The 12,300-nt window shown below is 43.7% G+C and carries 15 protein-coding genes and 1 tRNA gene; 1 reads left to right on the top strand and 15 read right to left on the bottom strand.

The genetic code is table 11. The annotated features are described in order from the left end of the window. Nucleotides 1-8: 8 nt before the first annotated feature. From K4H96_RS01200 to K4H96_RS01225, 6 genes are all read right to left on the bottom strand, one after another. The gene (locus K4H96_RS01200) at nt 9-914 is read right to left on the bottom strand and encodes a Fic family protein (RefSeq protein WP_223337116.1); all 906 of its coding nucleotides are present in this window, start codon (nt 912-914) and stop codon (nt 9-11) included. 223 nt (nt 915-1,137) lie between these two features. Beyond that, entirely contained in the window at nt 1,138-2,037 is a 900-nt protein-coding gene (gene era, locus K4H96_RS01205) for a GTPase Era (RefSeq protein ID WP_223337117.1), read from the bottom strand. Nucleotides 2,038-2,103: 66 nt separating this feature from the next. After that, nucleotides 2,104-2,502, bottom strand: a complete 399-nt coding sequence (locus K4H96_RS01210) for a diacylglycerol kinase family protein (RefSeq protein WP_002894866.1) — start codon at nt 2,500-2,502, stop codon at nt 2,104-2,106. Continuing rightward, nucleotides 2,483-2,980, bottom strand: a complete 498-nt coding sequence (gene ybeY, locus K4H96_RS01215) for an rRNA maturation RNase YbeY (protein ID WP_223337118.1) — start codon at nt 2,978-2,980, stop codon at nt 2,483-2,485. Before ybeY ends, K4H96_RS01210 begins: the two co-directional genes overlap by 20 nt. A gap of 224 nt (nt 2,981-3,204) precedes the next feature. Next, a tRNA-Thr gene (locus K4H96_RS01220) sits at nt 3,205-3,277 on the bottom strand. A 48-nt stretch (nt 3,278-3,325) separates the two neighbouring features. Further along, nucleotides 3,326-3,895 (bottom strand): GNAT family N-acetyltransferase, encoded by a 570-nt coding sequence (locus K4H96_RS01225; protein WP_002920696.1) that lies wholly within the window; start codon nt 3,893-3,895, stop codon nt 3,326-3,328. Between the two features lie 130 nt (nt 3,896-4,025). Here K4H96_RS01225 and ald point away from each other — a divergent pair, with 130 nt between their 5' ends. Then, nucleotides 4,026-5,138: an alanine dehydrogenase gene (ald, locus tag K4H96_RS01230; RefSeq protein WP_223337119.1), complete on the top strand. Its 1,113-nt coding sequence runs from the start codon at nt 4,026-4,028 to the stop codon at nt 5,136-5,138. A 93-nt stretch (nt 5,139-5,231) separates the two neighbouring features. On the opposite strand, the gene K4H96_RS01235 is transcribed toward ald, so the two are convergent. The 9 genes from K4H96_RS01235 to rplA form a co-directional block, all read right to left on the bottom strand. After that, a complete protein-coding gene (locus K4H96_RS01235) occupies nt 5,232-5,789 on the bottom strand; it encodes a DUF6036 family nucleotidyltransferase (protein WP_227956319.1) in 558 nt (185 codons plus the stop codon). Next, a complete protein-coding gene (locus tag K4H96_RS01240) occupies nt 5,782-6,066 on the bottom strand; it encodes a hypothetical protein (RefSeq protein WP_227956320.1) in 285 nt (94 codons plus the stop codon). Before K4H96_RS01240 ends, K4H96_RS01235 begins: the two co-directional genes overlap by 8 nt. Nucleotides 6,067-6,164: 98 nt before the next feature. Further along, nucleotides 6,165-7,163 carry a PhoH family protein gene (locus K4H96_RS01245; protein ID WP_223337121.1) on the bottom strand — a complete coding sequence of 333 codons (999 nt, stop codon included), beginning with the start codon at nt 7,161-7,163 and terminating at the stop codon, nt 6,165-6,167. A gap of 90 nt (nt 7,164-7,253) precedes the next feature. Beyond that, the gene (locus K4H96_RS01250; protein ID WP_002906027.1) at nt 7,254-7,469 is read right to left on the bottom strand and encodes a YozE family protein; all 216 of its coding nucleotides are present in this window, start codon (nt 7,467-7,469) and stop codon (nt 7,254-7,256) included. Nucleotides 7,470-7,537: 68 nt separating this feature from the next. After that, complete coding sequence (gene cvfB, locus K4H96_RS01255) at nt 7,538-8,392, bottom strand: RNA-binding virulence regulatory protein CvfB (RefSeq protein ID WP_223337122.1); 855 nt, start codon at nt 8,390-8,392, stop codon at nt 7,538-7,540. A 104-nt stretch (nt 8,393-8,496) separates the two neighbouring features. After that, on the bottom strand, nt 8,497-9,054 hold the full coding sequence (gene frr, locus K4H96_RS01260) for a ribosome recycling factor (protein WP_223337123.1): 558 nt from the start codon (nt 9,052-9,054) through the stop codon (nt 8,497-8,499). Between the two features lie 19 nt (nt 9,055-9,073). After that, entirely contained in the window at nt 9,074-9,799 is a 726-nt protein-coding gene (gene pyrH, locus K4H96_RS01265; RefSeq protein WP_002894857.1) for a UMP kinase, read from the bottom strand. Nucleotides 9,800-9,989: 190 nt separating this feature from the next. Continuing rightward, entirely contained in the window at nt 9,990-11,441 is a 1,452-nt protein-coding gene (locus tag K4H96_RS01270) for an APC family permease (protein WP_223337124.1), read from the bottom strand. A gap of 129 nt (nt 11,442-11,570) precedes the next feature. Then, a complete protein-coding gene (gene rplA / locus K4H96_RS01275) occupies nt 11,571-12,260 on the bottom strand; it encodes a 50S ribosomal protein L1 (RefSeq protein ID WP_002894855.1) in 690 nt (229 codons plus the stop codon). Between the last annotated feature and the right edge of the window lie 40 nt (nt 12,261-12,300).

Below are 12,300 nucleotides of genomic sequence, written 5' to 3' on the forward strand. Positions count from 1 at the left end.
TGATCTCCTTATCCTTCGTCATCAAGAGATAAAATCTCCAAGTACATATCCAATCTTTCATTGATATATTTGGCAAATAAATCCTCCATTGCCGATAAACTTCCTTTTGAATGAAAGTCATCAAATGCTTGGTAATAGGATAATCTATCCGTAAATTTTATATCAATCGGTGGATAGCCCGCCTTCATCAACTCAAAATTCACCAAGAGCCTACCTGTTCGGCCATTGCCGTCAATAAACGGATGGATACTCTCAAAGGAAATATGAAACTGAGCTAGTTTGGTCACCATATTTTCCTGACTTACAGCATAGTCCACTAGGAGTTTTTCCATCAATGGAGCAATCATATACGGCTGAGCCGGTTCATTGGCTGCTCCCATGATGCGCACTGGGACTCTCCGATAAATGCCTCGGTCATTTTTTTTATCCGCTAATACTAGATAATGAATATCCTTTATCATCTGTTCCGACAAAGGCTGGTTCTCCTCAACAAGCCTTTGAACATATTGAAAAGCTTCTTGATGACCGATTGCCTCCATATGATCTTTTAAAGGCTTTTGGTCAATGGTCAATCCACGCAGGACCAAATCTGTCTCTCGCAAGGTCAGAGTATTGCCCTCAATAGCATTTGAGTTATAAGTATATTCGACTGTGAACTCTTCATTCAGCCGCTCCAGCTCTCCATCCGTCAAAGGGCGAAGTTTTGATAACTGCATCATCTTTTCATCAATCGAAGGCAAGAGACTATCTGCTTTCTTATAACGGCCATCTGCTGGCTTTCTGGCATCAGAGGGAATCCTCCACAAACGCCCTTCTTGGACAGCACCCGGAATCTTTCCCTGACTGCACAGAGACCGAACTCGACGATCAGAAATCCCCCAGAGATCAGCTGCCTGCCTCACTGTCATATACATGAGCACTCCTCACTTTCTCCCTCTATTATACCATAGTCCGGAACAATATGAGGAATAACGGAACAATGTTTGCAGATTAACGGAAGGATAGCAACTATTTAATAACGTAATACCAACAATTTTCTATCTTACAGCTCGTTTGTAGTAAAAAGAGATAACAAAATGTTATGCTCTCTTTCACTGCTATTTCAAACATAATTTTTCCAAGCTTGCTTAGAAAACCTCAATACTCCTTCTTATTATAGCCAAAGTCCGCCAAGTCCAGCTTCTTGTCCCGCCAGTTTTTCTTGACTTTGACCCAAGTTTCTAGGAAGACCTTGTCCCCCAGCATGAGCTCAATATCGCGCCGAGCCATGGATCCAATTTTCTTCAGCATGGATCCGCCCTTACCGATGATAATGCCTTTTTGGCTGTCACGCTCCACCATGATGGTCGATCGGATATGGACCTTGTCCGTCTCCTCGTCTCGCTTCATGCTGTCAACAACCACTGCGACTGAGTGGGGAATTTCCTCCCGTGTCAACATCAAGACTTTCTCCCGAATCATTTCTGACACCAGAAAGCGCTCCGGATGGTCAGTAATCTGGTCTTCTGGGAAATACTGGAAGCCCTCCTCCAGATTCTCACTGAGGATATCAACCAGACGGGAAACGTTATTACCCTGCAGGGCTGAAATCGGCACGATTTCTTTGAAGTCCATCTGCTGACGGAAATCATCAATTTGCGCTAAAAGCTGATCCGGATGGACTTTATCAATCTTATTAACCACCAAAATAACTGGCACCTTAGCCGCTTTCAGACGTTCGATAATCATATCATCACCCTTGCCACGCGGCTCATCAGCTGGCACCATGAAGAGAACAGTATCCACCTCACGCAGGGTGCTGTAAGCTACTTCCACCATGAAGTCCCCTAGAGCCGTCTTAGGCTTATGGATTCCCGGTGTGTCGATAAAGACAATCTGCTCTTTATCCGTCGTGTAAATCCCCATAATCTTATTGCGTGTGGTCTGAGCCTTATCGCTCATGATGGCAATTTTTTGCCCCATGACATGATTCAAAAAGGTTGATTTCCCAACATTGGGGCGTCCCAAAATAGCTACAAAACCTGATTTAAAAGTCATTATTTTACCTCTATTATTTCCATTAAAACAGCAGAAAATCGGCAGTCTCCCCCGATTTTCAAATCTTTAAAAAATCCAATCCCAAATCTTGGGAACAAAAATAATCAGTCCCGTCACAACAGCAAAGCCAGACACGACCAGAACAGCTCCCGCTGCCATATCCTTGGCATTCTTTGCCCGCATAGAAAAGTGGTAATCGCTGGCCAGATCCACGACATTTTCAATGGCAGAATTGACAATCTCAAAGGCAATGACCAGAAAAATGCTCAAAAAGAGAAAGAGCCATTCTATCGCGGACAAGTCAAAAATCAGTCCCGCAACTATCACTGCCAGAGCCGAAAGGACATGTTTGCGCAGATTGCGCTCCTCTTTAAAGGCTGTAAAAATACCAGTTAAAGCAAATTCCAGACTCGAGACGACATCTCGATTTTTCCATTTGCGTTTGTTATTTCCTTGTGAGTCCATAAGCAGTTAAAATTTCTTCCTGTAAACCAAACATTTCTGCTTCTTCTTCCGGCGTATAGTGATCATAGCCGTTGATATGCAGAAAACCATGCACTGCCAAAAAGCCCATCTCTCGCTCAAAGCTGTGGCCATATTCTTCAGCCTGTTCACGCGCCTTGTCCACTGAAATGAACAGCTCACCGATATAGGCGTCAAAATCCTCCAACATCTCAGCTAGCTCAGGATGGTCCAGCAAATCCTCCTCGTCAACAGCGATGTCCAGCTCAGACTTATACTCCAAGCTGATCACATCCGTCGGCCGATCCGTATCTCTATATTCCAAGTTGAGTTCATGACTGCGCTCATTGCTGACAAAAGTCACAGCCATTTCCTTATTTTCCTTGCCCGTTTTCTGGGCCGCAAACTCCAAAATTTCCTGGGTCTGTTTAAGAATCTCTTCCGAAACCTGACCCGTTTCATCTACCATTTCGATATACATATCTTACCCGCTTTGCTAGTATTACCTTATTATATCATATTTTGACTCACTTTAGGGAGCCGAGGGCAGGGTTTTGGAAAATAGCAGAGCAGATTTATCAACCACTCACCGCAAAGACAAAAGCAGCTATTTTTATTATGTTCCTTCCCGAAACTTTGCCTTTCACTATTTGCTATAACTGACAAAAAGAAAAGGCTGGGAAAACCCAACCTTGTATTACAAGATGCTAATTGCCGGGATCGAACCGGCGACCTCATCCTTACCATGGATGCGCTCTGCCAACTGAGCTAAATCAGCGTACCTATCTAATATATCATGTAGATAGGTGCTTGTCAATATCCTTTCTCATTTTTTTGCAAAATAATCTTCCCTAGTCAGATAGTAATGAACCCGTGTCACAATGCGACCTTTCTCATGCTTGTCTAGTGATGCGTAAGGCTCTTCGTGGGAATATTTCATACCCGACTTGACCATAACTCGGCCAGATGCTGGATTATCCACATCATGCAGCGCTACAAGTTTGTTCATTCTGATTTCCTCAAAAGCTAGCTTGATTACTGCGCGATTGGCCTCTGTCGTATATCCCAGATTCCAGTATTTTTTATTGATTACGTATCCGATAGCCGCCGTTTTCAAGTCCAGCCTGATCTTATGCAGGTCAATAGTCCCGATGAATTTGCCACTTTCTTTCACTTCTATTCCCCAGCGCCCCAGAGGATTGGCCAGATAAAAGAGAGCGATATTATTGCGTGTTTCTTCCAGGCTTTTGTTTGTCTCAAAAGTATAGCGAGTATTTTCCTCATCTGAAGCATACTCAAACATTGCCGGGGCATCCTCCAAGGTCACCGGACGCAGAATCAACCGCTCAGTTTCCAGTCTGGTATGACGAGCCAGATTGACATAGATATTTTCCATCAGAGCCTCCTATTTTTTCTTAGCAGAATAGCACAATTCACTAATGAAAGCAAACCACTCTGATTTTTTCTTGATTTTTGAAGCGTTTTCATATACAATAAAAGCATCTTAAAAAAGGAGCATATTTTTTATGTTAATCGGTATTCCAAAAGAAATCAAAAACAATGAAAATCGTGTCGCTCTAACACCAGCTGGTGTTCATAGCCTCGTTGGTAAAGGCCATGAAGTTCTGATTGAGACAAATGCGGGGCTGGGATCTGGTTTTACAGATGCAGACTACCAAAAGCAAGGTGCAAAAATCGTCCCTACTGCTACAGAAGCGTGGGCAGCTGAGCTAGTGGTCAAGGTCAAAGAACCTCTGGCAGCTGAATATGGCTTCCTCCGTGATGACCTCTTGCTCTTTACCTACCTACACATGGCTGCCGCTCCTGAACTAGCAGATGCTATGACAAGTGCCAAGACAACTGGTCTGGCCTACGAAACCGTTCGCGATCAAGATGGACAACTGCCACTCTTGGTACCTATGAGTGAGGTAGCTGGACGGATGGCTGTCCAAATCGGAGCCCACTTCCTGACTAAGCGCGAAGGTGGATCTGGCGTACTTCTTGGCGGTGTTCCGGGTGTTCCGAAAGGAAAAGTTACCATTATCGGTGGCGGAGTCGTAGGGACCCATGCCGCTCGTATCGCTCTAGGACTAGGTGCTCAAGTGACTATTTTGGATATCAGCGCTAAGCGCCTGGCTGTCCTAGAAGATGTCTTCGGTCATCAAATCCAGACCCTTATGTCTAATCCGTTCAATATCGAAGCTAGCGTTCGAGAAGCAGATGTCGTGATTGGCGCAGTACTCATCCCTGGTGCGAAGGCTCCAAAACTGGTGACAGACGATATGGTTAAGCAAATGCGTCCTGGCTCTGTCATTGTAGACGTAGCTGTTGACCAGGGCGGTGTCATTGAAACAGCCGACCGCGTGACGACCCACACCGAACCTGTCTACGAAAAACATGGTGTCCTCCACTATGCAGTTGCGAATATCCCTGGTGCCGTAGCCCGCACTTCTACCATTGCCCTGACCAATGTCACCCTTCCTTATATTGAAGCCTTGGCAGGAAAAGGCTTCAAACAAGCCATTGCAGATGACCAAGGACTGCGCCAAGGTGTCACAACCTACCAAGGTCACATCACCAGCCAACCAGTTGCAGAAGGCCTCAACAAGGACTACACATCTATTGACGAACTTGTTTAGTTGATTATTTCAACTTTAAAATTAATCGCACAAAAAGAGCAGAAATAAATCTGCTCTTTTCGTATGGATATAAGGTAAAAATCAAATTCTTCTTTAATAATATCTTTTTAGTTTTTCTTGATTTTCTTTGAAGAATTCCTCAAGCCATTCCATACCATAGGCATGACTAAAACCTTCTAAAAGAACAGAAAAATCAATCGTATCAAAGCCCAACTTTCTCAGGTCCTCAAAGGTATTGAATGGGGAATGAAAATCTTTGTATTTGATAATAGCTCCGATGTCTTTCAAATCCTGCTCTCTAATGCTAATCATTTTCATCCCTAAAACATATTCAATCGGAACCATTAAAACCGTTAAATGACTAAAAGTATATAAGGTCTCACATAACTCAACCGCAGGTTGCTTGTTCATGCTCGCTACATTATTATTGAGCCAAAGTTCTTCATGAGTATTGAGGTTAAATCGTTGTCCTACTCTCGCAATAATCTCATTGATTTTTTGGTTTTCTTGGTAAAAAGCATCTACATCTTGCGTTGCTCGCAAGCCATGATGTTCCAAGACATAGCCCCCAACACAGATAATAGTTAAAGTAAGATTGGCTTGGGCCAATWCTTGATTTAAGGCTTCAAAAACTGGTTTCATTTTATCCATGCTTATATCTCTCCATCAGCTCTTGAACATTTGTTAACTTAGCAGGTTTGTTTAAAGAAACCACATACTCATGCGTGGGAGTGTGTTCTTSTAGAGCATATTTCAGACTAACCTTTTGAAAATCTGTCAACTCTTTTGAAGCCAACAAACGTTCCACATCTTTGTCAGTTAAATAAGAACTGTCTTCAAAAATAACCTTTCTAAGGTAACGAAACCAATGACTGGCATTAAACCTTGATTGCCTAGAAGCATTAATCATATAATCATACCAATCCATCTTCTACCTCTTTTTAAAATTCTATCTTTCCTGATAATCACTTTTAATCATTTTATAAATCTTAAAAATTCTATATCAAGGCTGATGTAAACTGATATCTAGTCCTCAGATTCCATTTCTTCTGGCTCAGTTGCAGCCTCTCTAACAGGAGTTGGTTCATAAGCTCGGATAATCTCCGCCACCACTGGATGACGAACGACATCCTTAGCTGAGAAATGAACAAAATCAATCTGGGAGATATTCTTCAATTTCTCCTGAGCGTCAATGAGGCCGGACTTAACATTGCGAGGTAGGTCAATCTGGCTGATGTCTCCATTGACAATCATCTTGGACTGGAAACCGAGGCGTGTCAGAAACATCTTCATCTGCATGATGGTAGTATTCTGTGCCTCGTCCAGAATCACAAAAGCATCATCCAGCGTCCGCCCCCGCATATAAGCTAAAGGTGCAATTTCAATGATTTCTCGCTCCATAAGGCGCGTCGTCTGATCCTTACCTAAAATCTGATACAAAGCATCATAGACTGGACGCAGATAAGGATCCACCTTTTCCTTAAGGTCACCAGGCAGAAAGCCCAAACTCTCACCAGCTTCTACCGCTGGCCGTGTCAGAATGATTCGTTTGACCTGTCCACGCTTGAGAGCTGTCACGGCCAAGGTCACCGCCAGAAAGGTCTTCCCTGTTCCAGCTGGCCCAATACCAAAGACGATATCATGATTTTTAACGCTGTCCACATAGATTTTTTGACCAAGTGTCTTGACCCGAATTGGCTTGCCATAGCTATCCTTGATAATCTCTTCTTCGTAAAGAGCTACAAACTTATCAATTTCATCATTTTTGACCATGGTAATGGCTGTCACAACATCGGGTGTGCCGATGGTCATGCCACGATTGACCAAGACCAACAGAGCCTGAATGACCTGTCGAGTCTCCTCACAGGCAGCCTCCGTACCCAAAATCTGCACAATCTCGGTTCGGGCATGAATAGTTACCTTCAATTCCTGCTCCATCAGGCGCAGATGGCGTTCATTAGAACCAAAAAGATGAAAGGCATCATCTGGATGGCCCAGTTTCAATTCTACTGAATGTTCCTGCAAACAAAGAACCTCTCTATTTTATTTTTTTGAATGAATTATCTTTATTATATCAAAGCAAGCAGAAAATGACTATCCCTAGCCACTATCCACTCAATGTGCCTGATACTCTTCCCAAATAGCATCGAACTCGCCCAAGTTAAAGGAAAAATTTGCGTGCTCCTCCAGAAAACGACTGACCTCGTCAAAATCATCCGTATGCTTGGGAAAGGCAGTATCCTGAAAAGCCAAATCCGCCAAAATAGCCTTGGACTCCTTGCTCTTAGGATTGCGTTCTGTCATCAGCCAGCTGTAAAAAGATTTTCTCATGGGTTCCTTTCATTTCTTTAAAATCGTATTTCTATAAGCAACAGCTCTAGATACGTGATTCTTTATCCTCACACCAACTCCGTTCCAGTCGGGTCCTGCTTGATTTTACCAGCTTTCATCAGCCCACCCAGAGCTTTTTTAAACTGGCCTTTGGAAATGCCAAAGGTAGCCTTGATGTCGTCTGGTGAAGACTTGTCGTTCAAGGTCATGAAGCCGCCATTGCTCTCCAGATAAGTCAGAATCATCTGAGCATCATTTTCCAGCATTTCAAAGGAGCGAGGCTTGAGGGAGAGGTTAAGGGTGCGGTCTACTTCACGGAAGCCAATTACCCGTGCGTCCAAGACTTGCCCTAGACGTGGCTCTGCATAACGCTCACTCGGATGAATGAAGCCAAGCATATTATTCTCCGGCAGGTAAACAAAGGTACCAGAAAGCTTAAGCCGATAAACGATGGCTGGCCAGTTTTGATTTTGCATGTTATTGTAAGCAGGACGAGCCAGACGCTGGAAATCCTCTTGATTAGCCAGTTGGCCCCAGATGCGGTCTTTCTTGTCCACAACCAGACAGATATAAAGGCGGTCGCCTTTCTTAGGCCAGAGTTCCTTGATTTCTGGCAAGATGTCTAGTGACACGACAATTTGCTTGTCCGGCAGATCTGTATCGACAAAGACGCCTAGATCCTTGCGGACCTCCGTTACTGTTCCCCAGCCAAACTGGTCTTGGGTCGCTGTAACTTCGAGAGTTGTCAAACGAAGCTTCTGCTTCATATCGCTGTAGGCAAAGCCTTTGACAGACTGCCCCAGCTCATGCGCCCCCTCTTCCTTAGAAAGAGCGTAAACCTGACCATCCTTTTGAACAAAATAAAAGCGATCATTTTCATCCGTGATGATACCCACGATGAAGCTGGCAAGATTTGTATTCATATAGACCTATTTTCTACCTTGCTTCTTCAAACTAGGCAAGGATTTTTGATGTTAAAACAACTCAGTCAGCCAAAGCCAACTGAGTTTTGATTCTGATAAAAATGTTAAACTTCTAAAAGTTCTTTTTCTTTGTTTGCTGTCATCTCATCGATATGTTTGACAGCATCGTCCGTTACTTTTTGAATATCCTTTTCCAAGGCTTTCAATTCGTCTTCAGTGATTTCTTTAGCTTTTTCCTGCTTCTTAGCTTCGTCCATAGCATCGCGGCGGATGTTACGGATAGCAACTTTAGCATTTTCACCGACCTTTTTCACTTCTTTAGCTAAGTCACGACGGGTTTCCTCTGTCAGAGCTGGAATGACCAGACGAATCACAGAGCCATCGCTAGCTGGCATAATTCCGAGGTCAGAAGCATTAAGCGCACGCTCAATATCCTTGATAGAAGACTTGTCAAAAGGTGTTACCAAAAGAACACGCGCTTCCGGAATCGTAATCGAAGCGATTTGGTTGAGCGGAGTTTCTACTCCATAGTACTCAACATGGATGCGGTCCAAAAGGCTGGCATTGGCGCGGCCTGCACGGATGCTGCCAAATTCACGAGCCAGACTTTGGTGCGAGTGGGTCATTCTTTCTTTTGCTTTTTCTACAATTGCATTTGCCATGAGTTTCTAATCTCCGTTCTTATAAATTATTTGATACTGTTGTTCCGATTTGCTCACCGATAACAACGCGTTTGATATTGCCCGGCTCATTCATGTTAAAGACAACCAAGTCAATATCATTGTCCATAGACAAGGTCGAAGCCGTTGAGTCCATAATCCGCAGTCCCTTACTGATGACATCCCGGTGGGTCAGCTCATCAAACTTAACGGCGGTCTTGTCTTTCTTAGGATCGGCATTATAGACACCGTCCACGCCATTTTTAGCCATGAGAATCGCATCCGCTTCAATCTCTGCTGAGCGCAAGGCAGCAGTTGTATCGGTTGAAAAATAAGGAGAACCAATACCTGCACCGAAAATGACGATACGGCCTTTTTCCAGATGACGAAGGGCACGACCACGGATGTAAGGTTCAGCAACCTGCTGCATAGCAATCGCTGTCTGCACGCGCGTATCTACACCTACTTGCTGCAGCGAATCCGCCATTACCAGCGCATTCATGACAGTGCCCAACATACCAGTATAGTCGGCCTGCACACGGTCCATGCCCGCTTCTGCTGCCGGCTCACCCCGCCAAAGGTTTCCACCTCCGATAACCAGAGCAATTTGAACTCCCAAATCATGAACTTCTTTGATTTCTTCCGCCATCTTCTGAACAGTTTGAATATCAATACCAACGCCTTTTTCACCGGCAAGAGCTTCACCCGACAACTTAATCAAAATACGCTTATACTTAGGTTCTACCATTTTTTTACTCCTTATTTTATCTGTACTATTTTACCACATTTTGTGATTTTTATATAGTTAAATCACTGAAATTTTTCTTTTTTCCTTTTTGCAAAATAGCAGAGCAGTCTAGCTTATTTCACAGAAAAACCAGCCCCATCATCAGATAGGACTGGGAATGAATATTTCAATCATCTTTTTCAAAATCGACTCACTGCTTGAGCGACTGTTTCTTTTCCCGCTTAGCTAAGAGTGGCAGGATGACACCCAGACTGATCAAGACGATTGGTGTCAGGATATTTGTCAAGAGAGAGAATTGCCAGCCAGCTGGATCTTTGGCAAAGTCTACTTTCGGAACCATCCCTAAAATACAGGCAAAGGCTGTAAAGAGGAAGCACCAAGCTCCGATAGCAAAGCCAACTTTTGGATTTTTGGTAAACTTGTACTCAGCATCTTTGTACTTTTTCCAAGCTTTGTTTAATAACATATAGGCCAGGAACACCCAGAGATAACGCATGGGCATAACGATGGAGTTGAGGTTGGTCATCCATTTGACCAGGCCGTCAATTTCTTTGATTCCAAAGATAGGCAGAATAATTAGTAAGCTAACCAAAATCCCAGTCAGGATGTAACCGTTAATGAGGACTCCTTTTGATGTCCGCTTGCGCAGCCAACTTGGGACAAACTCTTCATCGGCATTATTGAGCATGATTTGCAGAGGCGCGTCAATAGAGAAAGCCAGTGCAGCAATCTGTCCAACCATGTTGGTCAGGGCATAGATGACTACTAGCACATTGCCTACCCCCCAGTAGTTACCCAGCATTTGGAAGGCTTGGTAAGCACCGTTTCGCATCAGATCCTCAGGAATATTGCTGCCATCAAAAAGCATGCCCATAGCAATAGAGCCTAGGATAGCAGATGCACCAACCATGACAGCCATGACAATCATCCCCTTTGGAAATTCCTTGGCTGGATTGCGTGTTTGGTTAACGTAAGGCGAGATTTTCTCAGCCCCGCCGACCGCAAAGACCAAGAGGGAGATAGTCGTGAAATAAGAAAAATCAAAATTGGGAATGTAAGTGCTGAGCTTATCCATATTGGCCGTCGCAAACTGCATATCAGGTTTGATAAAAGGAGCCCCGACCGCTAAGAGGACGAAGAGGAAAGACATAATCAGCATAGCGCTTCCTGCCAAGCCCCCAATCACCTTAAGCGTTGACAGTCCCTTGGTTGACAAGTATAGAAAGGCACCAAAAATCAGTAAGCTAAGAATAACAATCCAATGAATATCAAGACTGCTCAAAAAGTCGCCATTTCCCTGAAGAGCCCAGCCCAGCGGAATCAAAACTCCCTGCGGCTTCTGAGCCAGATAGGGAATATGCACCACCCAGTAAGTCCAGGCCGCAAAATAAGCCAGCCGCTTGGTAGAGGTCTTTTCCACCCAGTCACTGACACCGCCTCCGCTCTCCTTAAAAGTCGAGCCTAGCTGCCCCACGATGAGAGCATAGGGAATAAAGTAAATAGCAAGGATAAGAATCCAAGAAACAATTACCGAAATACCCTGCTGGGAGTAGTTATTAACTACATTTCCAAGACCCCAGACCATATTAAAAGCAATCAGAGATACCATCAGCCAGGTTAGCTGGTTCTGATCTTTTTTCATGACACCGTCTCCTTTTATTATAAAATAAATTGATTCGATATTATTATAACATGTTTCTATGAGTTTGTAATCGTTATCAGCATTTTTATTTCAAAAAAAGAACTACCCGAAGGCAGTTCAATTTAATTCTTAAAGTGAGTTTACGTCAACCTTGATACCAACACCTTGTGTAGTAGTGATAGTTAGGTTAGTTACGTAAGTACCTTTAGCAGTAGCTGGTTTCGCTTTTTGGATTGTGTCGTTGAAAGCTTTGAAGTTTTCAACCAACTTGTCAGCTTCAAATGAAACTTTACCAATGATAGCTTGTACGTTACCTGCACGGTCTGCACGGTAAGTAATCTTACCACCTTTAGACTCTTCAACTGCTTTTGCAACGTCCATTGTTACAGTACCAGTCTTAGGGTTTGGCATCAAGTTACGAGGTCCAAGGACACGTCCAAGGCGACCTACAAGTGCCATCATATCTGGTGTAGCGATTACTACGTCAAAGTCCAACCAACCGTCGTTGATTTTTGCAACGAGGTCATCTTCACCAACGAAGTCTGCACCAGCAGCTTTTGCTTCTTCAGCTTTTGCTCCACGTGCGAAAACAAGAACGCGTGAAGTTTTACCAGTTCCGTTTGGCAATACCATTGCGCCACGGATTTGTTGGTCAGCTTTTTTAACGTCAATGTTCAAGTTGTAAGCAACTTCTACAGTTGCATCGAATTTTGCAAAGTTAGTTTCTTTTGCAAGTGCTACAGCTTCTTCTACGCTGTATGCTTTTGTGCTGTCGATTTTTTCAAGAGCAGCACGAAGTTGTTTGCTTTTTTTAGCCATTTTATCTTTCTCCTTGTAAGTGGTTCAATCGATTTTCATC

This window comes from Streptococcus sanguinis, from assembly GCF_020729765.1.
GTDB classification, from domain to species: domain Bacteria; phylum Bacillota; class Bacilli; order Lactobacillales; family Streptococcaceae; genus Streptococcus; species Streptococcus sanguinis_Q.